Source organism: Sphingosinicella sp. CPCC 101087 (assembly GCF_004151485.1).
Taxonomy (GTDB): domain Bacteria; phylum Pseudomonadota; class Alphaproteobacteria; order Sphingomonadales; family Sphingomonadaceae; genus Allosphingosinicella.
In genome coordinates, this window is the sequence record NZ_SBFF01000009.1 from 67,631 (window position 1) to 88,515 (window position 20,885).

28 protein-coding genes are annotated in these 20,885 nt (G+C 67.1%); 23 read left to right on the top strand and 5 right to left on the bottom strand.

Features of this window, described 5'->3' with window-relative positions; genetic code table 11:
• Positions 1 to 19 precede the first annotated feature (19 nt).
• The gene (locus EKM57_RS14745; RefSeq protein ID WP_206185450.1) at positions 20 to 943 is read right to left on the bottom strand and encodes a LysR family transcriptional regulator; all 924 of its coding nucleotides are present in this window, start codon (positions 941 to 943) and stop codon (positions 20 to 22) included.
• Positions 944 to 1,037: 94 nt separating this feature from the next.
• Between EKM57_RS14745 and EKM57_RS14750 the strand changes: the two genes are divergently transcribed.
• Together EKM57_RS14750 and EKM57_RS14755 are read left to right on the top strand one after the other, a co-directional pair.
• The gene (locus tag EKM57_RS14750; RefSeq protein ID WP_129793286.1) at positions 1,038 to 1,664 is read left to right on the top strand and encodes an FMN-dependent NADH-azoreductase; all 627 of its coding nucleotides are present in this window, start codon (positions 1,038 to 1,040) and stop codon (positions 1,662 to 1,664) included.
• A 73-nt stretch (positions 1,665 to 1,737) separates the two neighbouring features.
• The gene (locus tag EKM57_RS14755) at positions 1,738 to 2,436 is read left to right on the top strand and encodes a pirin family protein (protein ID WP_129793287.1); all 699 of its coding nucleotides are present in this window, start codon (positions 1,738 to 1,740) and stop codon (positions 2,434 to 2,436) included.
• A 48-nt stretch (positions 2,437 to 2,484) separates the two neighbouring features.
• Here EKM57_RS14755 and EKM57_RS14760 read toward each other — a convergent pair whose 3' ends face one another.
• Entirely contained in the window at positions 2,485 to 2,958 is a 474-nt protein-coding gene (locus tag EKM57_RS14760; protein WP_129793288.1) for a hypothetical protein, read from the bottom strand.
• Positions 2,959 to 3,181: 223 nt separating this feature from the next.
• Here EKM57_RS14760 and EKM57_RS14765 point away from each other — a divergent pair, with 223 nt between their 5' ends.
• Together EKM57_RS14765 and EKM57_RS14770 are read left to right on the top strand one after the other, a co-directional pair.
• A complete protein-coding gene (locus tag EKM57_RS14765) occupies positions 3,182 to 3,520 on the top strand; it encodes a 4-fold beta flower protein (RefSeq protein ID WP_129793289.1) in 339 nt (112 codons plus the stop codon).
• Between the two features lie 84 nt (positions 3,521 to 3,604).
• Entirely contained in the window at positions 3,605 to 3,976 is a 372-nt protein-coding gene (locus EKM57_RS14770) for a response regulator (RefSeq protein ID WP_129793290.1), read from the top strand.
• 9 nt (positions 3,977 to 3,985) lie between these two features.
• On the opposite strand, the gene EKM57_RS14775 is transcribed toward EKM57_RS14770, so the two are convergent.
• Positions 3,986 to 4,603: a DNA-3-methyladenine glycosylase gene (locus tag EKM57_RS14775; protein WP_129793291.1), complete on the bottom strand. Its 618-nt coding sequence runs from the start codon at positions 4,601 to 4,603 to the stop codon at positions 3,986 to 3,988.
• Between the two features lie 80 nt (positions 4,604 to 4,683).
• Here EKM57_RS14775 and EKM57_RS14780 point away from each other — a divergent pair, with 80 nt between their 5' ends.
• On the top strand, positions 4,684 to 5,001 hold the full coding sequence (locus EKM57_RS14780; protein WP_129793292.1) for a 2Fe-2S iron-sulfur cluster-binding protein: 318 nt from the start codon (positions 4,684 to 4,686) through the stop codon (positions 4,999 to 5,001).
• Here the strand turns inward: EKM57_RS14780 and rlmB are convergent.
• Positions 4,998 to 5,756 carry a 23S rRNA (guanosine(2251)-2'-O)-methyltransferase RlmB gene (rlmB, locus tag EKM57_RS14785; RefSeq protein ID WP_129793293.1) on the bottom strand — a complete coding sequence of 253 codons (759 nt, stop codon included), beginning with the start codon at positions 5,754 to 5,756 and terminating at the stop codon, positions 4,998 to 5,000. The genes EKM57_RS14780 and rlmB overlap by 4 nt on opposite strands.
• On the bottom strand, positions 5,756 to 6,550 hold the full coding sequence (locus tag EKM57_RS14790) for an undecaprenyl-diphosphate phosphatase (RefSeq protein WP_129793294.1): 795 nt from the start codon (positions 6,548 to 6,550) through the stop codon (positions 5,756 to 5,758). The genes rlmB and EKM57_RS14790 overlap by 1 nt, the downstream gene beginning before the upstream one ends.
• A gap of 179 nt (positions 6,551 to 6,729) precedes the next feature.
• Here EKM57_RS14790 and EKM57_RS14795 point away from each other — a divergent pair, with 179 nt between their 5' ends.
• The 18 genes from EKM57_RS14795 to mce all read left to right on the top strand — a co-directional run bounded on the left by EKM57_RS14795 (position 6,730) and on the right by mce (position 20,822).
• Positions 6,730 to 7,233: a hypothetical protein gene (locus tag EKM57_RS14795; protein WP_129793295.1), complete on the top strand. Its 504-nt coding sequence runs from the start codon at positions 6,730 to 6,732 to the stop codon at positions 7,231 to 7,233.
• Positions 7,234 to 7,303: 70 nt separating this feature from the next.
• The gene (locus tag EKM57_RS14800; RefSeq protein WP_129793296.1) at positions 7,304 to 7,975 is read left to right on the top strand and encodes a glutathione S-transferase family protein; all 672 of its coding nucleotides are present in this window, start codon (positions 7,304 to 7,306) and stop codon (positions 7,973 to 7,975) included.
• Between the two features lie 130 nt (positions 7,976 to 8,105).
• Positions 8,106 to 8,678, top strand: a complete 573-nt coding sequence (locus EKM57_RS14805) for a NifU family protein (RefSeq protein ID WP_129793462.1) — start codon at positions 8,106 to 8,108, stop codon at positions 8,676 to 8,678.
• A gap of 85 nt (positions 8,679 to 8,763) precedes the next feature.
• Positions 8,764 to 9,366 carry a tRNA (adenosine(37)-N6)-threonylcarbamoyltransferase complex dimerization subunit type 1 TsaB gene (gene tsaB / locus EKM57_RS14810; protein WP_129793297.1) on the top strand — a complete coding sequence of 201 codons (603 nt, stop codon included), beginning with the start codon at positions 8,764 to 8,766 and terminating at the stop codon, positions 9,364 to 9,366.
• Positions 9,363 to 9,842 carry a ribosomal protein S18-alanine N-acetyltransferase gene (rimI, locus tag EKM57_RS14815; protein WP_129793298.1) on the top strand — a complete coding sequence of 160 codons (480 nt, stop codon included), beginning with the start codon at positions 9,363 to 9,365 and terminating at the stop codon, positions 9,840 to 9,842. The genes tsaB and rimI overlap by 4 nt, the downstream gene beginning before the upstream one ends.
• 115 nt (positions 9,843 to 9,957) lie before the next feature.
• Positions 9,958 to 10,386 (top strand): MucR family transcriptional regulator, encoded by a 429-nt coding sequence (locus tag EKM57_RS14820; RefSeq protein WP_129793299.1) that lies wholly within the window; start codon positions 9,958 to 9,960, stop codon positions 10,384 to 10,386.
• A 196-nt stretch (positions 10,387 to 10,582) separates the two neighbouring features.
• Entirely contained in the window at positions 10,583 to 11,005 is a 423-nt protein-coding gene (locus EKM57_RS14825) for a Fur family transcriptional regulator (RefSeq protein ID WP_129793300.1), read from the top strand.
• 184 nt (positions 11,006 to 11,189) lie between these two features.
• The gene (locus EKM57_RS14830) at positions 11,190 to 11,813 is read left to right on the top strand and encodes a lysophospholipid acyltransferase family protein (RefSeq protein WP_371414150.1); all 624 of its coding nucleotides are present in this window, start codon (positions 11,190 to 11,192) and stop codon (positions 11,811 to 11,813) included.
• Complete coding sequence (miaB, locus tag EKM57_RS14835) at positions 11,810 to 13,138, top strand: tRNA (N6-isopentenyl adenosine(37)-C2)-methylthiotransferase MiaB (protein WP_129793302.1); 1,329 nt, start codon at positions 11,810 to 11,812, stop codon at positions 13,136 to 13,138. Before EKM57_RS14830 ends, miaB begins: the two co-directional genes overlap by 4 nt.
• A gap of 18 nt (positions 13,139 to 13,156) precedes the next feature.
• Positions 13,157 to 14,131 carry a PhoH family protein gene (locus EKM57_RS14840; protein ID WP_371414151.1) on the top strand — a complete coding sequence of 325 codons (975 nt, stop codon included), beginning with the start codon at positions 13,157 to 13,159 and terminating at the stop codon, positions 14,129 to 14,131.
• Positions 14,128 to 14,625: an rRNA maturation RNase YbeY gene (gene ybeY, locus EKM57_RS14845; protein WP_129793304.1), complete on the top strand. Its 498-nt coding sequence runs from the start codon at positions 14,128 to 14,130 to the stop codon at positions 14,623 to 14,625. The genes EKM57_RS14840 and ybeY overlap by 4 nt, the downstream gene beginning before the upstream one ends.
• Before the next feature lie 3 nt (positions 14,626 to 14,628).
• Entirely contained in the window at positions 14,629 to 15,519 is an 891-nt protein-coding gene (locus EKM57_RS14850; RefSeq protein ID WP_129793305.1) for a hemolysin family protein, read from the top strand.
• 78 nt (positions 15,520 to 15,597) lie between these two features.
• Positions 15,598 to 16,920: a sorbosone dehydrogenase family protein gene (locus EKM57_RS14855; protein WP_129793306.1), complete on the top strand. Its 1,323-nt coding sequence runs from the start codon at positions 15,598 to 15,600 to the stop codon at positions 16,918 to 16,920.
• 54 nt (positions 16,921 to 16,974) lie between these two features.
• Positions 16,975 to 17,754, top strand: a complete 780-nt coding sequence (locus EKM57_RS14860) for an enoyl-CoA hydratase-related protein (RefSeq protein ID WP_129793307.1) — start codon at positions 16,975 to 16,977, stop codon at positions 17,752 to 17,754.
• Between the two features lie 77 nt (positions 17,755 to 17,831).
• Positions 17,832 to 19,364, top strand: coding sequence for an acyl-CoA carboxylase subunit beta (locus EKM57_RS14865; protein WP_129793308.1), 1,533 nt, complete (start codon positions 17,832 to 17,834; stop codon positions 19,362 to 19,364).
• Between the two features lie 40 nt (positions 19,365 to 19,404).
• Positions 19,405 to 20,154, top strand: coding sequence for a hypothetical protein (locus EKM57_RS14870; protein WP_129793309.1), 750 nt, complete (start codon positions 19,405 to 19,407; stop codon positions 20,152 to 20,154).
• A 3-nt stretch (positions 20,155 to 20,157) separates the two neighbouring features.
• Positions 20,158 to 20,406 (top strand): hypothetical protein, encoded by a 249-nt coding sequence (locus EKM57_RS14875; protein WP_129793310.1) that lies wholly within the window; start codon positions 20,158 to 20,160, stop codon positions 20,404 to 20,406.
• Positions 20,403 to 20,822, top strand: a complete 420-nt coding sequence (gene mce, locus EKM57_RS14880) for a methylmalonyl-CoA epimerase (protein WP_129793311.1) — start codon at positions 20,403 to 20,405, stop codon at positions 20,820 to 20,822. Before EKM57_RS14875 ends, mce begins: the two co-directional genes overlap by 4 nt.
• The last annotated feature ends 63 nt before the right edge of the window (positions 20,823 to 20,885 follow it).

The following is a 20,885-nucleotide window of genomic DNA, read 5'->3' on the forward strand; positions in this document are numbered from 1 at the left end:
AGACTCGACCGACCCGGCGTCAGCGGTGCCCCGCCATCCAGCACGGATCCCAGGCCGGCTCCGGCCCGAAGCGCGCGACGAGGAAATCGACCAGGGCGCGCACCCGGGCGGTGGCGGCTCGCCCGGGCGGCATCACCGCATGAAGGCCTGCTTCCTCGAGCGGGAAATCGAGCAGCACCGGCTCCAGCTCCCTCGATTCGATGCCGGGGGCGGCGATGAACGAAGGCAGGACGCAGATGCCGAGTCCGGCCTGCGCCGCGGCCCGCAACAGCTCGCCATTGTTCGAACGCAGCCGCACCGAGCCGCGAACGCTCTCCCACTTTCCTTCGACCAGGAAGCGCCAAGGCTCGGCCGCATAATGGAGAATGTCGTGCCCGGCGAGATCGGCGGGCGCCGCCGGCCGACCGCGCCGCTCGAGATAGTCGGAGCTCGCGACGACGACCTTGCGGACCGGCGCGATCCGACGGGCAACGAGTGAGGAATCCGCGAGAATGCCGATCCGCACCGCGAGGTCATAGCCGCCGCCGGCGAGGTCGACGGTGCGATCCTCGAACTCCACGTCGAGGTCCACTTTGGGGTGGAGCGCCGCGAAATCGGTCAAGGCTGGCGCGAGATGCATGATTCCGAACGAAAGCGGCGCCGTCATTCGAATCGGCCCGGCGACCTGGGTTACCGCTTCGGCCACCACCTCCTGCGCAGCCTCCAGCTCGGCCAGAATGTTGGCGGCGCGGCAATAATAGGTCTGGCCGATGTCGGTCGGCTGCGCGCCGCGGGACGTGCGGGTGAGCAGGCGTGCGCCAAGCTGCTCTTCGAGCCGGGCGACTCGGCGTGAGAGAACCGGCTTGGACAGGCTCAATCGCTCGGCTGCACGGGCGAACGAGCCGGTCTCGACTACCCTGACGAAGGCGAGCACGTCGACCAGATCGATCGATCTGCGTTCCAATTTCCGCAACTCCATGATGCGTTCTGATGCTCTACAGGCAACAGGGCTAGCCGATTACATCTCCCCAGGCAACGCCATCCAAAAGGGGAATGTCATGAAGAACGTGCTCATCGTCACCAGCAGCGCCCAGTCCGAGCGGTCGGTGTCGAACCGCCTTGCGGACGATTATGAGGCCCGGCTGCGCGCAGCTCATCCCGGGATCAAGATCGTCCGCCGCGACGTCGGCGCGGATCCGATCCCGCATCTCACCGCCGAGACCGTCGACGGCATTCGCGCCGTCGCCGCGACCGACGCGGAGAAGGCCGCGCAGGCCCTTTCCGACCGCCTGGTCGCCGAGCTCCAGACGGCCGACCTCATCGTCATCGCCTCGGCCATGTACAATTTCGGCATGAGCTCGACCCTGAAAGCATGGTTCGACCATGTGCTTCGCGCCGGTATCACTTTCCGCTACACGGAGGCGGGCCCGGAAGGGCTGCTCAAGGGCAAGAAGGCAGTCGTGATCGAGAGCCGCGGCGGACTCTATAGCGAGGGCGCGGCGGCGCCGTTGGACGGCCAGGAGCCGCATTTGCGCACTCTGCTCAGCTTCATGGGAATCGACGACGTGCAATGGGTGCGGGCCGAGAAGCTCGGCTTCGGACCGGAGGCCGCGCAAGCCTCGATCGGCGCCGCAACCGCGCAGCTCCGCGCATTGGCAGGCGGCGAGGCCGCCCTCGCTGCCTGACCAAAGCGCGTTCGTCCAACTGTCCAGCAACAGGCCCGGCCGCCTTGGCGCCGCCGGCACGAAAGAAGGCACCATGATCGAGATCAGGAAATTCGACAGTCTGGGCCATGCCCAGCATGGCTGGCTCGATGCCCGCCACCATTTCTCCTTTGCCGGCTATCACGATCCGCAGCGCATGGGTTGGGGCGCGATCCGGGTATGGAACGACGACGAGATCGGCGCACGCTCCGGCTTCCCGCCCCATCCTCATCGGGACATGGAGATCATCACCTACGTCCGCAACGGAGCGATCACCCATCAGGATTCGATGGGCAACAAGGGCCGGACCGAAGCCGGCGACGTCCAGGTGATGTCCGCCGGGACCGGAGTCCAGCACGCCGAATATAATCTGGAGGACGAGACGACGACCCTGTTCCAGATCTGGGTGCAGACCGACCGGCCGGGCGCGGAGCCGAGCTGGGGCGCGATGAAGTTCCCCAAGGCGGAGCGTTCCGGCAGATTCGTTACCCTGGCAAGCGGCTATGAGGAAGACGAGGAGGCGCTGCGTATCAATGCCGCCGCTCGCGTCATGGGCGCGACGCTCGCCAGGGGCGAGACGGCCGAGCTGCGGCTCGATCCGACCCGCCACGTCTATCTGGTCGCGACCCGCGGACCAATCGAGGTCAACGGCGTCGCCGCCGAGCCGCGGGACGGAGTCGCAGTCACCGGCGTCGAGCAGCTGACGGTGAAGGCGCTCGCAGAGGCCGAGATCGTCCTGGTCGACGCCCGCTGAATCCCTCCCCTCCCGCCGTCCGGCGGGAGGGGAATGATTATCCCTCGCTTACCCCCTCCGGGAGTCGTCGCGCTCGACGTAGACGATCCGCTCGCCGGCGCGCCCCCGGAAAAGCGGGATGAGTCCGAGCAGGCCGAGCAGGCCGAGCAGGCCCCAGTCGAAGCCGCGCTCGCCTCGACGATAGGAATCCGCCATGTCGTTGGCGAAGGGATCTTCGGGATCGGCGAAGCCCTCCGGATAAGCGGCATCGGGGTCGATGGTCACCGGCTCGGCCGAGACCGGATCCGGCTGCGGCGCAACGACCACATCTTGCGGCGGAGATGGCTCGACCGACTCGGCGGGCGGGCTCGCAGGCTCGGTCGAGCCCTGCTGACCGGGCGAGGGGGGCGCAGGCGGAACTTCCGTCTGGGTCGGCGGCGGGACCGTGATCACCGGAGGCGGGGTGGTGCTGTTCTGGCCTGCGGCCGGCGCGGCGACGACGCCGACCGAAGCAATGGCGAGCAGGATGGCACTCGGATTCATGATTCTCTCCATTTGTGACGCGCGTGCAACGACTTGAGGCAGGACCGCGTTCCGACAGGGCGACACCCATCCGCCTGTCGTTCTGTGAAAACCACCCATCGCAGCAGACGACGTCATGGCTTCCCGTTCATAGCGCGTACAGGCATGTAATCGACTGTTTCCACGACTTCTTTGCGGGGCGGGCCTCGGGCGGCCGGCCGAACTCTTCCGGGGGCAGCGTTCCATGGCCATGTACGTCTACAGCACCGACGGCGATCCGGTCGGATTCGTCTTCGAGACCTATATTTACGATCTCGATGGAACGCCGCTTGGACGCATCGTCGGCTGCCGCGTGCACCGCTTCGACGGTACCTATGTCGGCGAATGGTTCCGCGACATGGTCGTTCGCCGCCCGCAGGGTCGCCCGCGGATCATACCCCCGGTTCCTGCGCCGCCGCGTCGGCCGCCGGCCGGTACGTCTTATCGGCTCCGGGCCGTCGTCGACTATGGATATCAGGACGCCTTTCCCCTGCTCCGCCAGGGCGCCGGCAACGACGCCTATTTCGGCCAGGCCGCCGAATAACCTTCGGAACCGACAGGCCACCTCCCCGGTTGAGCTTTTGCGCCCGTGCCCGTACGGACCCGCGCCCATGACGGAAGTAGACGGATGATTCTCGTCGTCGACGACGATTCGTCGGTGCGCGCTACCATCGCCAGGGCGCTCGCCGAGCTTGGCTATACCGTGCGCGAGGCGGCCGACGGTCCGACTGCGCTCGAACTCGTGCGCGAGCGGGCGCCGAGCCTCATCATTCTCGATTATGTGATGCCGGGAATGGACGGGAGCGAAGTGGCGCGGGAGGTGGCCGCGATCGATCCCGAGCTGCCGATCATCTTCTCGACCGGCCACGCCGCGTTGAGGGCGCTGCGCGCAGCCGCCGGGGACGAGGTGCGGGTGCTCGAGAAGCCGTTCACCCTGGACGAACTCGACGAGCTGCTCCGCGAGCGGCTTGCGGAAAGGCGGCGGGCGCGCCCGGCCTGAGGCCCGGGATCAGACGGGAACGACGTGCCGATGGTGCCAGGCGAAGATCGCCGCGGCGCCGCGATAAGGCCGCCAGGGCTCGGCGAGTTCACGCACGCGCTTCTCGGTCGGGCGCTCCTCGAGGCCGAGGATCCGGCCTATCTCGACCTGGACGGCGAGGTCGCCCGCCGGCCAGACGTCCGTCCGCGCTTCGGCAAAGAGGAGATAGACCTCGGCGGTCCAGCGGCCGATGCCCTTGGCGCGGGTAAGCAGGGCGATCGCTTCCTCGTCATCCTCCGGCAAGGCGGCGAAATCGAGCCGGCCCGACAGCACTTCCTCGGCGAGGCTCTTCACGTAGAGGATCTTCTGCCGGGACAGGCCGGCGGCGCGCAAAGCCTCGTCGCTGGTGGCCGCCACCTTGGCAGGATCGCCAAGGCCGCCGGTCGCCGCGTCCACCTTGATGAGGATCGCCGCAGCCGCTTTGGTGCTGACCTGCTGCCCGACGACCGCCCGTACCAGGGTCTCGTAGCCGCGGTCGCGGATCCGGGGGGCGGGATAACCGATTCGCGCGATCGCGGAAGCGAAAGCCGGCTCGATGTCGCCAAGCGCGTCGAGCGAAGCCTTCAGTCGATCTGCCGTCAATCCCATACTGCTCGCCGCCTTGCGCTGTGCGCCGTCGCCTAGCATAGGACGCCGCGAACGCCTCTCCTTTCTTGCGGGAAGTCCGAATGCCCAAGCTTACCATCGTCACGCGCGACGGCGCGGAATCCACCGTTGAAGGCCGCGTGGGCTGGAGCGTGATGGAGAATATTCGCGACAGCGGCTTCGACGAGCTGCTCGCTCTTTGCGGAGGCTGCTGCTCCTGCGCCACCTGCCACGTCCATGTCGATCCGGAATGGATCGATGCCGTCGGCCCGGCCAATGCCGACGAGAGCGATCTTCTCGACACGTCCGATCATCGGATCGAGACCAGCCGCCTCTCCTGCCAGATCGAGTTCAAGCCGGAGCTTGACGGCCTGCGCGTCCAGATTGCGCCTGAGGATTAGGCCCCCGGGGGACGGCCGGTCGGGGCCGAGGCCGCATAGAGGGCGATCGCGGCCGCGTTGGATACGTTGAGGCTTTCGATCCGGTCGCTGATCGGGAGGCGCGCCAACGCATCGCAATGCGCCTCGATATTCTGCCGCAAGCCCTCCCCTTCGGCGCCCAGCACCAGCGCAACCCGCCGCGGCCCCAGCGCTTCGGAGAGCGCCGTCTCGGACTCGCCGGCGAGTCCGATCCGCCAGAAACCGGCCTCGGCGATCTCGTCGAGCGCGCGTGCGAGGTTCACGACCCGCACCCACGGCACAGACTCCAGGGCACCGCTCGCCGACTTGGCGAGCGCGCCGGATTCCGGCGGCGCGTGGCGATCCTGGGTCACCAGCCCGAGCGCGTCGAACGCCGCCGCCGACCGCAGAATCGCGCCGACATTGTGAGGATCGGTGACATGGTCGAGGACGAGCAGCGGCCGGTGGTCCACCGCCTGGTCGAGCAGTTCGGCGAGCAGGATGTCGGGCAGCCGTTCGACCTCCGCCACCACCCCCTGATGTGGCGCGTCTCGCGGCACCAGCCGGCCCAGATCCGCGGCGTCGGCAAAGGTGACCGAGATGGAAGACGCGATCGGCAGCGTTGAAGCCGCCTCGCGCGTCACCCACAGCCGGACGATCTCGCGCTCCGGATTGGCGAGCGCAGCGGAGACCGCGTGCCGTCCCCAGAAGCGTGGCCGGTTCTCGGGCTTGCTCGCCTGGCGGGCCTTGCGTCGCATCAGAAGAGCGCGAGCAGCAGGACGCCTAGCCCGACGCGGTATAGGACGAACACGAGCATCGAGGCATGGCGCAGGAAGCGCATCAGGAAGGCCATCGTGGCGAAGGCGGAAACGAAGGTCAGCGCGCCGGCGACGAGCGCGTCCCACTGCATCGCCGCACTCGCTTCGGCGAGATCGAGCACCGCCAGCGTCCCTGCACCGGCGACGGCGGGGATCGAGAGGAGGAACGAGAAGCGCGCCGCCTCGACCCGCTCATAGCCGAGAAAGCGAGCGGCCGTCATGGTAACGCCCGAGCGGCTGGTGCCGGGGATCAGGGCGAGTGCCTGAGCAAGGCCGACGATCACCGCATCGCTCAGGGTCATGTCCTCGTAGCGCTTGCGGCGCGGCCCGACCCAGTCGGCCACCCCGAGCAGGATGCCGTAGACGATGAGGTTTACGGCAACCAGCGTCGTGGATCGGAAGCCTTCCAGATAGCCGCCCTGCTTGAGGAACAAGCCGAGGACGATGGCCGGGATGGTACCGACCACGATCCACCAAAAGAGCCGTTTCTGCTCGGGATTGTGTCCAAGGCCGACCGTGGCGAATCCGCCCCGGGCGAGGCCAAGCACCTCGCGCCAGAAATAGAGGATGATGGCGAGCAGCGATCCGATATGGACGGCGACGTCGATCAGCGGCCCCTGGTCCGGCATCTGGGTGATGAAGGGAATGAGGATCAGGTGCCCGGACGAGGAGATAGGCAGGAACTCGGTGACGCCCTGGACGACGGCGATGATCAGCAGCTGGAGGAAGGTCATTCAGGATCCCTGACAGGAGATTTTCGCCGCCTTAGCAGAGTGCCTCCCGTTGCCAATATGGTTGTAGCGGCCGGCCGTTCAGCCTCGGCTCATACCGTGCAGGGCATAGGGCAACCGACTCGTCTCGCGGTGCGTTGTTCCGCCGCGCCTGGCACTTGCCGATGAGGAGGCCTGTACTCATGCATAAGCTTTTGTTCGTTGCCGCCGCAGCCGCGCTCGCCGCGCCGGCCGCCGCGCAGGCGCCGGTGACGGATCCGCTCGAGGCGGAGATTGTGCGCTCCATCCCCCACCCGGGCGAGGTGGAGGCGATGGCGCCCGTGCTCGACCGATCGGTCGGAGCGCTGATGGAACTCGATGTCGGGCCGCTGATCGACGCGGCCGATCCTTATGGCCGGCGGCCGGGCTACGGCGTGCCCGGACGGACGCTGCGCGAATTGGGTCGCCGCGACGATCCCTATTTCGAGGAACGCCTCCGCGGATCGATCTACGGTGCGACGGCCGACGTCAGCCGCATGATGGGCGCCTTCGCCGCGGCGGCGCCTTCCCTCGCCCGGTCGGTGCGCGAGCTCGAACGGGCGCTCGGCACGGCGATCGATCGATATGATCGGCCGGAGCCGTACGCCTACGACGATCCCCAGTATGACGACCCCTATTACGACGATCCCTATTATCCGGCAGATTGACCGGGATCTGGCGGGTTGGGAAAAATGCCCTGTGGACTGAGGCGGCACGTCGTCTAAAGAGCGGCTGTCCATGTGGCAGCTCTATCAATTCCCTCTCTGTCCATTCTCCCGCAAGGTTCGGCTCATGCTGGCCGAAAAGGGAATCGCGCACGAACTCAAGCGCGTTTCTCCCTGGGTCGAGGACGATGAATTCTCCGATCTCAATCCGGCCGGAGAAACCCCGGTGCTCGTCGAGGCGCAAAAGGGGGCAGTGCTGATCGATTCCGGCGCGATCTGCGAATATTTCGACGAGACGGTCGAGCGCGCGCCGATGATCCCCGGCACCTCGATGGATCGCGCCGAGGTCCGCCGGCTGGTCGCCTGGTTCGACGGCCGGTTTCATCGGGAGGTGGTCGCGCCGCTGATGGAAGAGAGGATGCGCAAGCGCCTGGTCAACCGGGCGCCGCCGGACACGGGCGAACTTAGGAAGGCGATGATGGCCGCCAACGGCCATCTCGACTATATCGACTATCTTCTCGACCATCGCCGTTGGCTCGCCGGCCCCGCGCTGACCCTGGCGGATCTTGCCGCCGCGGCGCAGCTGTCGGTCGCCGACTATCTCGGCGGAGTAGACTGGCGCGGCCACAAGCAGACCGCCGACTGGTATGCGGTGATGAAGTCCCGCCCCAGCTTCCGTCCCCTGCTCGCCGAGCGGATGGAGGTGATCATGCCGCCGGCCCATTACGACAAGGTCGACTTCTGACGGCCAGGCAGCCGCGCTGCATCGTCTGGAGCTTCGCCGAGCCGGCCGGCTTTTCCGACAGTGATCTCCATCCTCGCCCGAACCGAGCTTGGCCCTTGATCGGCTCTCTTCGACGGCCCACATGCCCCTCATGCTGATCCAGACCGAAACCACGCCGAACCCGGCCACCCTGAAGTTCCTTCCCGGCACCACGGTGATGGACCATGGCGTGCGCGACTTCGCCACGCCCGAGGAGGCGGAGGCATCGCCGCTCGCCGAGGCGATCTTCTCGACGGGCGAGGTCCAGGGCGTGTTCTTCGGTCGCGACTTCATCTCGGTGACCGCAGCGCCCGGCGTCGAGTGGCGGCTGCTCAAGCCGCAGGTCCTGGAAGTGCTGCTCGATCATTTCGCCAGCGGCGCACCCTTGTTCCGCGCGGGCAGCGCCGCCGGCATATCGGTTGCGCCCGACCCGGAAATGGAGAGCGACCCGGCCGATGACGAGATAGTCGCCCAGATACGCGAGTTGATCGACACGCGGGTACGCCCCGCCGTGGCGCAAGACGGCGGCGACATCGTCTATCGCGGCTTTCGTGAGGGCACCGTCTATTTGGCGCTGCACGGCGCCTGCTCGGGCTGCCCGTCCTCGACCATGACCCTGAAGCAGGGGATCGAGAGCCTGCTCAAACATTATGTGCCGGAGGTCGAGACGGTCGAGGCCGTCTAGCCTGGCCAGCATGGAACCCGCCCGGGACGCTGGACTCCCGCCGCCGCGGGAGTGACGGTGGCTTCATGACGATCGGGATTCTTGCATGCAGCTGGTGATCGACAGCGCCACGGCAGCCTGCTCCGCGGCTCTGATCCGGCACGACGGGACCATCGAGGCCGAGCGCCACGAACTGGTCGGGCGCGGCCATGCCGAGCGGCTGGTGCCGATGATCGCCGAGCTGCTCGACGGCCGACGACCCGGCTCGATCCTGGTCGATTGCGGTCCCGGCAGCTTCACCGGCGTGCGCGTCGGCCTCGCCGCGGCCCATGGCCTGTCGATCGGCTGGGCCGTTCCGCTTGCCGGCTACTCGTCCCTCGCCCTGCTCGCGGCTGCGAGCGGGGAAAGCGAGGTCGCAGCAGCCCTCCAGGGGGGACATGGCGAGCTTTTCGTGCAAAGCTTCGCCGGTGACCCGATTTCGCCGATCGACGACCTACGCTCGCTCGCTCCGGAAGCCGCGGCCGTGCAGGTGCGCGCGCCGCTCGTCGTCGGCTCCGGCGCCGAGGCCCTGGTCTCTGCTCGTGGCCACGGCCGGTGGATCGATGCGCTTCCGCGCGCTGCCGACGCCCGGCTGTTGCCGCCGGACCTGTGCGGGCTCCCCGCCCGGCCGATCTACGGGCGACCGCCCGACGCCCGGCCGATGACATGAGCAGGCCGGACACCCTCATCTCCCCGGGCGGCCTCGTCGACCTCGACGCCGTCATGGACGTCATGGCGGACAGCTTCGACCCGGCCTACGGCGAAGCCTGGACGGCCGCGCAATGCGCCGGCCTGCTGCCGATGCCGGGCGTTTGGCTCGATCTCGCACGCGACCGCGGCGGTGTGATCGGCTTCAGCCTCTCGCGCATCGTGGCCAATGAAGCCGAACTTCTTCTTCTGGCCGTCCGCACGGCGGCGCAGCGGCGGGGGGTGGGCAAGTTGCTCGTCGAGCGATTTATCGACGAAGCCAAGATACGGGGAGCAGAACGCCTGCATCTGGAAGTCCGAGATGGTAACCATGCCGTCAAACTGTACGAGGAATACGGTTTCGCCTTGGTTGGCCGCCGGCGGAATTACTATAGCGGCCCAGACATGCGCTGCTTCGACGCCCTGACCATGGCCAAAATCGTGAGTTACCCCAACTGAGACACGGACGCCTGCATTAGTCCTTGTCAAACGGGTCAAAACGGACCTATCGCCTAGGTGGCCTGCCACGGCCAATGGCGGGTCCCTTTGGACACATGGAAAGTTGTACCGACACATGGAAAACCAGGACAATTTTGGGGAGACGTTGATCACCCTCACGGCCGACATTGTGTCGGCTCATGTCAGCAACAACAGCGTCGCCGTTTCCGACCTGCCGTTGCTGATCAGTAACGTTCACACCGCGCTAAGCGGTCTTGGCGACCGCAAGGAAGAGCCCGCGCCTCGGCCCGAGCCCAAGGTTTCGATCCGATCCTCGATCAAGCCCGACTATATCGTCTGCCTCGAGGACGGTAAGAAGCTGAAGATGCTGAAGCGGCATCTGATGACCCACTACAACATGACTCCGGACGAATACCGGCAGAAATGGGGTCTCAATGCCGACTATCCGATGGTCGCCCCCAATTATGCCGAGCAGCGCCGCACGCTTGCGAAGAAGATCGGACTTGGGACGAAGCGCCGCCGTACCGGCACCGGCCGGAAGTAATCGGCCCGGCCGAAAGCGAGAGGCGTCGGCTGAAGGTTTGAACAAGCGCCGTCCCCTCCGGCGATCGGGAGGCCTCGGGTCGAGGCCCGGCGGATCGCGATTGCGGACAGTAAGGGGGCGGCGTCTTGAAGGCCCGCACGCTGACGGCGTTGCAGGGTTGGAATTGGATGCCTATCTGCTCTAACGAGGCATCGACATGGCACGCAGCATCGACATCGAAGCACTCTGCGCGGAAAAGGGCCTGCGCATCACCGAGCAACGCAAGGTGATCGCCCGCGTCCTGTCCGAAGCGGAAGACCATCCCGACGTTGAAGCGCTGCATGCGCGCGCCTCCGCCATCGATCCGGGAATTTCCATCGCCACGGTATACCGCACGGTTCGCCTGTTCGAGGAAGCCGGCATATTGGAGCGGCACGATTTCGGCGACGGGCGCGCCCGTTACGAGGCGGCCGCCGAAACGCACCACGATCATCTGATCGACGTCGAGACCGGCAACGTCATCGAGTTCGCCGACGAGGAGCTCGAGGCGCTTCAGCGGCGGATCGCCGAGAAACTCGGCTTCCGGCTGGTCGACCACCGGATGGAGCTTTACGGCGTCGCCCTTAGCCGCGATCACTGACCAGGGCGGGGCGCGTTCGCCCGGCCTGGGGTCGCTCCGCCTGATCTTTCGGACGGCGGCGATCGCGCTGGGGCTGATCGCCTGCCTTCCCTTTCACGGGCTCTGGAAGCTGGCTCGCCGCCCCTCTCCCTGGCCGCGACTGTTTCTCAAATGGGCGAGCTGGAACGCAGGGCTGCGGGTCCGGGTGGAAGGCCGCCCGCTGGCCGGTCACGTCCTCTATGTCTCCAACCATGTGAGCTGGCTCGATATCCTCGCCCTAGGCAGCGCCACCGGCGCCGCGTTCGTCTCGCGCGACGATGTCGAGGGATGGCCGCTGGTCGGCTGGATTGCGGGCCTCAACGACACGATCTATGTCGCCCGGCAGGCGCGCCGCGAGGTACACGGCCAGGCCGACCGGCTCCGGCGGGCCCTCCGGTCCGGACGCGCCGTCGCGCTCTTTCCCGAAGGGACGACCGAGGGTGGACACGAGGTCCTTCCGTTCCGCCCGAGCCTGTTCGCCTCGCTCTTCCCGCCTCTCGATGGCGTGAAGGTGCAGCCGGTGGCGATCGATTATGGCGACTCGGCGAAGGAGATCGCCTGGGTGGGGGCAGAGCCGGCCGGCGCCAATGCCGGCAGGGTCATGCGTCGGCCCGGCTCCATCCCGGTGATCTTGCGCTTCCTCGAGCCGGTCGATCCGAACCGCGCCGGGGACCGAAAGATCCTCGCCGCGCGGGCGCAGGCCGAAATCGTCGAGGCGCTCGGGCTGGCCGCGCCGGCGAATGCCGCGCCTTCCGGTGTCGGGGCCAAGCCCCTATATGGCCGCCGATGAAGATCCGGAATCCCAGAACCTTCCAGGTCAAGTCGTTCGGCTGCCAGATGAACGTCTATGACGGCGAGCGCATGACCGAACTGCTGGAGGCGGAAGGCCTGGCCGCGGCGGCGGACGGCGAGGAAGCCGACCTGGTCGTGCTCAACACCTGCCATATCCGCGAGAAAGCGGCGGAGAAGGTCTATTCCGAGATCGGGCGAATCGTCGGGCGTGACGCGCCGCCCATGATCGCCGTCGCCGGCTGCGTCGCACAGGCGGAAGGTGCGGAGATTTCGCGCCGGGCTCCCGGGGTAGACATCGTCGTGGGCCCCCAGGCCTACCACAACCTGCCGGCGCTGATTCGCCGGGCCAAGGCGGGCGAGCGCGCGGTCGACACCGACATGCCGGCTGCGTCCAAGTTCGGCGCCCTTCCCGCGCGGCGCCGGCTGGCCCCGAGCGCCTTCCTCACCGTCCAGGAGGGCTGCGACAAATTCTGCACCTATTGCGTCGTGCCCTATACCCGCGGCGCCGAAGTCTCGCGTCCTTGGGCGGCGATCGTCGACGAGGCGAAGGCGCTGGCCGATGCCGGCGCCCGCGAGATCACCTTGCTGGGCCAGAACGTCAACGCCTGGTCGGGTGAGGACGAGAATGGCCGCACCCAGGGGCTGGGCGGACTCATCCGCGCGCTGGACGCGCTGCCGGGACTTGCCCGGATCCGTTATACGACGAGCCATCCCAACGACATGGCCGAGGATCTGATCCGCGCCCATGCCGAGGTGCCGAAGCTGATGCCCTATCTGCACCTGCCGGTGCAGTCCGGAAGCGACCGGATCCTCAAGGCGATGAACCGCAGCCATACGACCGACAGCTATTTGCGGATCATCGAACGCGTCCGCGCCGTCCGGACCGACATCGCTGTGTCCGGCGACTTCATCGTCGGCTTTCCCGGCGAGACGGAGGCCGATTTCGAAGCGACGCTCCGGATCGTCGAAGCAGTGAACTATGCGCAGGCTTTCTCGTTCAAATATTCGCCGCGCCCCGGAACCCCGGCGGCGGACATGGCCGAACAGGTCGGGGCCGAGATCATGGACGAAAGACTGCAACGGCTGCAGGCACTCCTGAGGGAGAAGCAGCTCGCCTTCAACCAGGCGAGCGTCGGCCGCCGCACCGAGGTGCTGCTCGAGCGGGCCGGGCGCAAGCCCGGGCAATTGGTGGGCAAGTCGCCCTGGCTCCAGTCGGTCCATCTCGAGACCTCGACCGCGATCGGCGAGATCGTCGACGTGGAGATATTGTCGGCCGGTCCGAACAGCCTGGCTGGCGCCCCCCTCATGAGAACGGCGGCTTAATTGGCCCAGAAGAAAAATGTGGAAGCGGGCCCTCGCGCCCGCGTGGAGCTCGAATTCGAGCAGCCGCATCTGCTCGGGCCGCTCTTCGGCGAGTTCGACCGCAACCTCGTGGCGATCGAGGACCGGCTCGGCGTCTATATCGCCGCTCGCGGCGCCAAGGTGCAGATCGAGGGGGATCCGGAATCGGCGGCGCGGGCACGCGAGGTGCTGCTCGGTCTCTACAACCGGCTCGACGAAGGTCACGACATCGACGCCGAGACGGTCAATGCGATCATCGCCATGTCGGGCGAGCCGACCCTGGAGGGTATTGTCTCTCCGGAGGTGGTCGAGCCACCCAAGGTGATGATCCGCACGCGCAAGAAGACGATCGTCCCGCGGTCCAAGACCCAGGCCGTCTACATGGAGGCGCTGGCGCGGGACGAGATGATCTTCGCTTTGGGCCCGGCCGGCACCGGCAAGACCTATCTCGCCGTCGCCCAGGCGGTCCAGCAGCTGATCGGCGGCACCGTCGATCGGTTGATCCTGTCCCGCCCGGCGGTTGAAGCCGGCGAGCGGCTGGGCTTCCTTCCCGGCGATATGAAGGAAAAGGTCGACCCTTATCTGCGCCCGCTCTACGACGCGCTCTACGACATGCTGCCGACCGAGCAGGTCGAACGTCGGCTCGCCTCCGGCGAGATCGAGATCGCGCCGATCGCCTTCATGCGCGGCAGGACCTTGTCCGATGCCTTCATCATCCTCGACGAGGCGCAGAACACGACTCCGGCGCAGATGAAGATGTTCCTGACCCGGTTCGGCATGCGCAGCCGGATGGTGGTCTGCGGCGATCCGCAGCAGATCGACCTGCCCGAGCCCGGCAAGTCCGGCCTGCACGATGCGGTGGCGCGGCTCGAAGGCATAGAGAAGATTTCGATGGTGCGGTTCGGGGCCGGCGACGTGGTCCGCCACCCGCTCGTCGGACGGATCGTCGAGGCCTATGAAGGCAAGTCGACATGATCCTGGTCGACGCCGATGTCTCGGAGGAATGGGACAGTCGAACCGACTGGCCGGCGCTTGCCGAGCGGTCGGTCCGGGCGGCGATCGCGCATAGCCGATATCCGCAGCTGGTCGACGGCGAGGCCGAGGTTTCCGTCAAGTTCACCTCGAACGAGGAAGTGCGCGCTCTGAACGCGCAATGGCGGGGCAAGGACAAGGCGACCAACGTCCTGTCCTTTCCGATGGCCGAGGAGACGGCGCTGGGCACGCCGGCCGGGGCGATGCTGGGCGATGTGGTCCTGGCGCACGGGGTCTGCGCCGCCGAAGCGGCGGAGAAGGCGGTGCCCGTCGAGCATCATGCTTCGCACCTGGTGGTGCACGGCACGCTTCATCTGCTAGGTTACGACCACGAAACGAGCGAAGCGGACGCGGATCTGATGGAGGAGACCGAGCGACAGGCGCTCGCATCGGTCGGGATCGCCGATCCCTACGAGGTGACAGAGGTGAACACCTAGCCAATGGAAGACGACAGTCCTGGCGACCGAGAAGACGGACGCACATTCTGGAGTGGCCTGAGGGCCTTCCTGTTCGGGGATGAAAGCGAGGCGACGCTTCGCGACGAGATCGAGGAAGCGATCGAGAGCCGCGAAGGCGAGGTGCCGCGGGTCGGCGACCTCAGCCATGTGGAACGGCAGATGCTCCGCAACATCCTGCATTTCGGCGAGAAGACCGTCGGCGACGTTGCGGTGCCGCGCGGCGACATCATCGCCGTGCCGATCGACATCAGCTTCGACGGCCTGGTCGCCGCCTTCGCCGATGCGGGGCACAGTCGGCTGCCGGTCTACGAGGACAGCCTCGACACCGTCGTCGGCATGATCCACGTCAAGGACGTGTTCGCCGTGCAGGTTGCCGGCGACGAACCTCCCTCGGAGATACGCGACTTGCTGCGGGCGCCGCTCTACGTGCCGGAATCCATGGGCGTGCTCGACCTGCTTGCGCGGATGCGGAGCGAGCGGATCCACCTCGCGATCGTCGTCGACGAGTTCGGCGGCACCGATGGCCTCCTCACCATCGAGGACGTCGTCGAGGAGATCGTCGGCGAGATCGAGGACGAGCATGACGAGGAGGTTCCCGGGCTCCTGATCCCCCTCGAGGACGGGATCTGGGACGCCGACGCACGCGCCGAGCTCGAAGATGTCGCCCAAGCGGTCGATGCGCGGCTCGGGACGGTCGAGGAGGATGTCGACACGCTGGGAGGGCTCGCCTTCGTGCTGGCAGGCCATATCCCGCAGCCGGGCGAGGTGCTGGAGCATCCGAGCGGCTGGAAGCTCGAAGTGATCGAGGGCGACACGCGTCGCGTCACCCGCCTTCGCCTGCACGCGCCGGAGGAAGGCGCCGTCGCCGGCTAGTAACAGCGGAGCCGGACTGCGGAACAAGCGCCGGCTTCGCGACTTGGAGGCGGCATCGAACGATTCGAGGAGGGTGACATGCATTCACCCCGCAGCGCGCTCGCCTCACTGGCAGCCGCCCTGCTCGTCGCCGGATGCGGCCACACGGCCGAACTGGCGTTCGAGGAGAGCGTCGGACCACAGCCCCGACTTCCCGATCCCACGCGCAGTCCAATTCCCACGGTGGAAATTGCCGAAGCGACCGGCTGGCCGCCAGGCGCCGCACCCGTGGCCGCCGAGGGGCTCCGGGTCAATGCTTTCGCCACGGGGCTCGATCATCCTCGCTGGCTACTGGTCCTGCCCAATGGCGACGTGCTGGTGGCGGAGAGCGCTGCCCCGCCCAAGCCGGAAGGACTGAAGGGCGAGGGCGGCCTTCGCGCGATGTTCATGCGCCTGTTCATGAAGGAAGCCGGATCGGCCGTCCCGAGCGAGAACCGCATCACCCTGCTTCGCGATGCGGACGGCGACGGAATCGCAGAGCTCAAGACGCCCTTCCTGACCCGGCTCAACTCGCCGTTTGGCATGGCACTGGTCGGCGACACGCTCTACGTCGCCAATGCCGATGCGCTGGTGGCCTTTCCCTACACGGCGGGCGCGACCCGGATCGACGCGCCGGCACGGACCATCGTCGGCCTGCCAGCCGGACGCAACCATCACTGGACCAAGAGCCTGACCGCCAATGCCGACGGCAGCCGCCTCTATGTCGGCGTCGGATCGAACAGCAACATCGCCGAGCATGGCATGGCCGAGGAGGAAGGGCGCGCGGCGATCTGGGAGATCGATCCCGCGACCGCTAGCCATCGCGTCTTCGCGTCCGGCCTGCGCAACCCGGTCGGGCTCGAATTTCTCCCCGGCACAGACCAGCTCTGGGTGGTCGTCAACGAGCGCGACGAACTCGGCAGCGACCTCGTTCCCGACTACCTCACCCGAGTTCAGCCCGACGGATTCTACGGCTGGCCGTGGAGCTATTGGGGGCAGCATGTCGACAGCCGGGTCGAGCCGCCGCGGCCGGACATGGTCGCGCGCGCGATTTCTCCCGATTTTGCGCTCGGCAACCATGTCGCTCCGCTCGGCCTGGCCTTCTCCCGCGGCGCCCGGCTCGGCCCGGCTTTCGCTTCAGGCGCGTTCATCGGCCTGCACGGATCGTGGAATCGACGGCCCCGCAGCGGCTACAAGGTGGTGTTCGTACCCTTCGTCGGCGGGCGCCCGTCGGGCATGCCGGTCGACGTTCTCACTGGCTTTCTCAGCGACGAAGGCGAAGCGATGGGGCGCCCAGTCGGGGTCCAGATCGCCCGAGACGGCTCGCTGCTCGTCGCGGACGATGTCGGGGACAGCGTGTGGCGGGTCAGCGCCGGGCGATAGGCGCCGCGACGAAACTACATTGCGGCCCCGCCACAGGCATGACAGCGTGCCGGGATGGATTTCCGACATATTCGACTGGAGCTCAGCCCGGCGGCGGTGGCGACGATCACCCTCGACCGGCCCGACACCCTCAACGCCCTCAATGCCGAGATGCTCGACGAGCTTCGCGCCGCGGTGGAGAGCCTGCCCGGGGCAGGGGCGCGCTGCCTGCTGATCGTCGGGGAAGGGCGCGGCTTCTCGAGCGGCGCCGATCTGGCTTCGGGCGGCGGCCTCCCCGACGATGCCGGGCTTGCTCTGGAGAGGCATTTCAACCCGCTCGTCGAGACTCTGTTCGCCTTGCCCATTCCGGTCGTCGCCGCGGTGAACGGGCCGGCCGCAGGCGCCGGCTGCTCGCTCGCGCTCGCCGCCGACATCGTGATAGCCGCGCGCTCGGCCTACTTCCTCCAGGCCTTCGTCAATATCGGCCTGATTCCGGACTGCGGGGCGACCTGGCTGCTTCCCCGCCTCGCCGGCCGGGCGCGGGCGATGGAGATGATGATGCTGGGCGAACGGATCGGCGCCGAGCAGGCCGAGGCATGGGGGATGATCTCCCGCGTCGTCGACGATGCCGACCTCGCCCCGGAATCCGTGGCCCTCGCGACGCGGCTGGCGCAGGGCCCGACGATCGCATTGGGGCTGATCCGGCGGCTCGCGAGGGACTCGGCCCAGCTTCCGCTCCAAAACGCGCTCGCCGCCGAGCGGGTGGCTCAGCGGGAGGCCGGGTGGACCGAGGATTTCAAGGCGGCCGTGCTCGCCTTCCTGCAGAAGCGCCAGCCGCGCTTCGAGGGCCGCTGACGCAAGCGCGCATTTGCCTCCCCCCCGCGCCGGGCATAAGGAAGCGCGCTGGACCGACAGAGGAAATAGATCAGCCGATGGCGACGACGATCGAGGAGCTGGAGAAGCGCCGCGAGCAGGCGCGGCTCGGGGGCGGCGAGAAGAGGATCGAAGCGCAGCACGCCAAGGGGCGCCTGACGGCGCGCGAGCGCCTGACGGTGCTGCTCGATCCGGGCAGCTTCGAGGAATATGACATGTTCGTGGAGCATAACTGCTCCGACTTCGGCATGGAGACGCAGAAGTTTCCGGGTGACGGCGTCGTCACCGGATCCGGCACGATCAACGGCCGGCTGGTCTACGTCTTCGCCCAGGACTTCACCGTGTTCGGCGGCTCGCTGTCGGAGCGGCACGCGCAGAAGATCTGCAAGGTCATGGACATGGCGATGAAGGTCGGCGCGCCGGTGATCGGCCTCAACGACAGCGGCGGAGCCCGCATCCAGGAAGGCGTCGCCAGCCTTGCCGGCTATGCCGAGGTGTTCCAGCGTAACGTGCTCGCCTCGGGCGTCGTCCCGCAGATCAGCCTGATCATGGGCCCCTGCGCCGGCGGCGCGGTCTATTCGCCGGCCATGACCGACTTCATCTTCATGGTGAAGGACAGCTCCTACATGTTCGTCACCGGACCCGACGTGGTGAAGACGGTGACCAACGAGGTGGTCACCCAGGAAGAGCTGGGCGGCGCGGTCACCCACACCACCAAGTCCGGCGTCGCCGACGTCGCCTTCGAGAACGACATCGACGCGCTTCTCGCCACCCGCGACTTCTTCGACTTCCTGCCTTTGTCGAACCGACACGATCTGCCCGAGCGGCCCTGCCACGATCCCTGGGACCGCCACGAGGAAAGCCTGGACACGCTCATCCCCGACAGCCCGGCCAAGCCCTACGACATGCACGAGCTGATCCGCAAAGTGGTCGACGACGGCGATTTTTTCGAGCTTCAGCCGGCCCATGCCGCCAACATCATCATCGGCTTCGGCCGGGTCGACGGCCGCACGGTAGGCGTGGTCGCCAACCAGCCGATGGTGCTGGCCGGCGTGCTCGACATCAAGTCATCGAAGAAGGCCGCGCGCTTCGTCCGTTTCTGCGACGCGTTCGACATTCCGATCCTCACCTTCGTCGACGTGCCCGGCTTTCTGCCAGGCGTCGCGCAGGAACATGAAGGGATCATCAAGAACGGCGCCAAATTGCTGTTCGCGTATGCCGAGGCGACGGTGCCGAAGATCACGGTCATCACCCGCAAGGCCTATGGCGGCGCCTATGACGTGATGGCGAGCAAGCATTTGCGCGGCGACCTCAATTATGCCTGGCCGACCGCCGAGATCGCGGTGATGGGCGCCAAGGGCGCGGTCGAGATCATCTTCCGCAAGGATATCGGCGATCCCGAAAAGATCGCCCAGCGAACGATGGAATATGAGGCCCGGTTCGCCAATCCGTTCGTCGCCGCAAGCAAGGGCTTCATCGACGAGGTGATCATGCCCCACTCGACCCGCCGGCGCATCGCGCTGGGCCTTCGTAAGCTGCGCGACAAGCAGCTCGAAAACCCCTGGAAGAAGCACGACAACATCCCGCTGTGAAAGGTCGGGAGACATGATGGCGAATGGCGGTCGCCGAGGCATGAATCGCCGGACGCTCGGAATGGCCGCGCTGGCCCTGCTGCTCGCGGCCGGCGCGCTCGCCTGGCTGTTCGTCCCGCGCGGCCGGCCTCCCGCGCAATTGCCCACCCCGCTCGCCGCGAAGTCGCCAACCTTGCCCGGTCAGGGTCAGGCCGAGCGGCTTGCCGCTGCCCGGCGCGCCGCCTTCCCCGACGGTCCGATCGTGCAGGACGATGAGCTGGAGATCGTGTTCCCAGGCAGCCAACTCGTCGACGCGCCGTTCGGACCGGTGCTCGTGAGCGAAGGACAGGTCCGGCATCCCTTGCGAATCACCCCGGGTCGGATCGCCGTCCACTACCTTCGCCCGGCCATACGCGGTTTCGCGATTGCCGAGGCTTATCCCCGTGCGATCGAGGGCGGCAGCTTCGGCCAGGTAGCCGGCTGGCGGGTTTCGGACCGCTTCACCGAGTTCCCGGTAATTTACACCGAGGAGGGCGGAACCTGGCAGGGCGTCACCTGCGCGCAGGCTATGCTGACGGAGCTGACGCCGCAGGGCCCGCAATTGATTGCAACCGTTCCCCTCGCCTACGAAAATAGCGGAGCCGTCGTCGATGGTTCAGAGGTCCGTTCGATCGAGGGTCAGATCCTGAACGTCGAGCGCGGGCGCTCCTTCGATGTGGTCTATGACGGGAGCGAGCGCTTCACCGACACCTACGTGTATCGCGGCGGCCGATTCGTCAGAACCGGTAGCGCGCCCAGGGATTGGTGCTGAGCGATGCAAGCCTTCCAGCCGGAAGAGATGTTCGTCGGGCTGGTCGCTCTGGTCCTGCTTCCGGTCATCGCCTTGCGGATCGTGCGCGGCGTTCAGCAGGGCCGGCTGCCGGTCTACCGGACCTATATCGAACGCGACGACGACCGCGCCAAATTCGGCGCCATGCTGGCGATCCACGCCGCCACCTTCGTGCTGATGGCGATCGTCGCCGCCGATCTCCTCTTCGACCTCGACCTCAGGGACCTGTTATGAAGCTTGGCCGGTTAAACCATGTGGGGGTCGCCACCCCTTCCATCGAAAAGAGCGTGGCGATCTATCGCGACCTGCTCGGGGCGACGAAGATCCACGAGCCGTTCGACCTGCCGCCGCAGGGCGTGCGGGTCTGCTTCGTGGACACGCCCAACAGCCAGGTCGAGCTGCTCGAGCCGCTCGGCGAGAGTTCGCCGATCGCGAAGTTCCTCGAGAAGAACCCGCAGGGCGGGCAGCACCATGTCTGCTTCGAGGTGCCGGACATCGATTCGGCCAAGGCCGAGATGGAGGCGAAGGGCGCGCGGGTGCTCGGCGAGCCGCGGATCGGCGCGCACGGGACGCCCGTCATCTTCGTGCACCCGAAGGATATGGGCGGCGTTCTCGTCGAGCTGATGGAGACGCCCAAGGCGCCGCATTGATCGATGACGGTAACATTGATCGGGGGCGCTCCCCGGCGTAGGCCGGACCGGATTTCGATCTCG

What these genes read in the sequence shown, in the direction of transcription:
- EKM57_RS14750 (WP_129793286.1), top strand. Translation starts at nt 1,038, where the DNA reads ATGAAGAACGTGCTCATCGTCACCAGCAGCGCCCAGTCCGAGCGGTCG.
- EKM57_RS14755 (WP_129793287.1), top strand. Translation starts at nt 1,738, where the DNA reads ATGATCGAGATCAGGAAATTCGACAGTCTGGGCCATGCCCAGCATGGC.
- EKM57_RS14760 (WP_129793288.1), bottom strand. Translation starts at nt 2,958, where the DNA reads ATGAATCCGAGTGCCATCCTGCTCGCCATTGCTTCGGTCGGCGTCGTC.
- EKM57_RS14765 (WP_129793289.1), top strand. Translation starts at nt 3,182, where the DNA reads ATGGCCATGTACGTCTACAGCACCGACGGCGATCCGGTCGGATTCGTC.
- EKM57_RS14770 (WP_129793290.1), top strand. Translation starts at nt 3,605, where the DNA reads ATGATTCTCGTCGTCGACGACGATTCGTCGGTGCGCGCTACCATCGCC.
- EKM57_RS14775 (WP_129793291.1), bottom strand. Translation starts at nt 4,603, where the DNA reads ATGGGATTGACGGCAGATCGACTGAAGGCTTCGCTCGACGCGCTTGGC.
- EKM57_RS14780 (WP_129793292.1), top strand. Translation starts at nt 4,684, where the DNA reads ATGCCCAAGCTTACCATCGTCACGCGCGACGGCGCGGAATCCACCGTT.
- rlmB (WP_129793293.1), bottom strand. Translation starts at nt 5,756, where the DNA reads ATGCGACGCAAGGCCCGCCAGGCGAGCAAGCCCGAGAACCGGCCACGC.
- EKM57_RS14790 (WP_129793294.1), bottom strand. Translation starts at nt 6,550, where the DNA reads ATGACCTTCCTCCAGCTGCTGATCATCGCCGTCGTCCAGGGCGTCACC.
- EKM57_RS14795 (WP_129793295.1), top strand. Translation starts at nt 6,730, where the DNA reads ATGCATAAGCTTTTGTTCGTTGCCGCCGCAGCCGCGCTCGCCGCGCCG.
- EKM57_RS14800 (WP_129793296.1), top strand. Translation starts at nt 7,304, where the DNA reads ATGTGGCAGCTCTATCAATTCCCTCTCTGTCCATTCTCCCGCAAGGTT.
- EKM57_RS14805 (WP_129793462.1), top strand. Translation starts at nt 8,106, where the DNA reads ATGCTGATCCAGACCGAAACCACGCCGAACCCGGCCACCCTGAAGTTC.
- tsaB (WP_129793297.1), top strand. Translation starts at nt 8,764, where the DNA reads ATGCAGCTGGTGATCGACAGCGCCACGGCAGCCTGCTCCGCGGCTCTG.
- rimI (WP_129793298.1), top strand. Translation starts at nt 9,363, where the DNA reads ATGAGCAGGCCGGACACCCTCATCTCCCCGGGCGGCCTCGTCGACCTC.
- EKM57_RS14820 (WP_129793299.1), top strand. Translation starts at nt 9,958, where the DNA reads ATGGAAAACCAGGACAATTTTGGGGAGACGTTGATCACCCTCACGGCC.
- EKM57_RS14825 (WP_129793300.1), top strand. Translation starts at nt 10,583, where the DNA reads ATGGCACGCAGCATCGACATCGAAGCACTCTGCGCGGAAAAGGGCCTG.
- miaB (WP_129793302.1), top strand. Translation starts at nt 11,810, where the DNA reads ATGAAGATCCGGAATCCCAGAACCTTCCAGGTCAAGTCGTTCGGCTGC.
- ybeY (WP_129793304.1), top strand. Translation starts at nt 14,128, where the DNA reads ATGATCCTGGTCGACGCCGATGTCTCGGAGGAATGGGACAGTCGAACC.
- EKM57_RS14850 (WP_129793305.1), top strand. Translation starts at nt 14,629, where the DNA reads ATGGAAGACGACAGTCCTGGCGACCGAGAAGACGGACGCACATTCTGG.
- EKM57_RS14855 (WP_129793306.1), top strand. Translation starts at nt 15,598, where the DNA reads ATGCATTCACCCCGCAGCGCGCTCGCCTCACTGGCAGCCGCCCTGCTC.
- EKM57_RS14860 (WP_129793307.1), top strand. Translation starts at nt 16,975, where the DNA reads ATGGATTTCCGACATATTCGACTGGAGCTCAGCCCGGCGGCGGTGGCG.
- EKM57_RS14865 (WP_129793308.1), top strand. Translation starts at nt 17,832, where the DNA reads ATGGCGACGACGATCGAGGAGCTGGAGAAGCGCCGCGAGCAGGCGCGG.
- EKM57_RS14870 (WP_129793309.1), top strand. Translation starts at nt 19,405, where the DNA reads ATGAATCGCCGGACGCTCGGAATGGCCGCGCTGGCCCTGCTGCTCGCG.
- EKM57_RS14875 (WP_129793310.1), top strand. Translation starts at nt 20,158, where the DNA reads ATGCAAGCCTTCCAGCCGGAAGAGATGTTCGTCGGGCTGGTCGCTCTG.
- mce (WP_129793311.1), top strand. Translation starts at nt 20,403, where the DNA reads ATGAAGCTTGGCCGGTTAAACCATGTGGGGGTCGCCACCCCTTCCATC.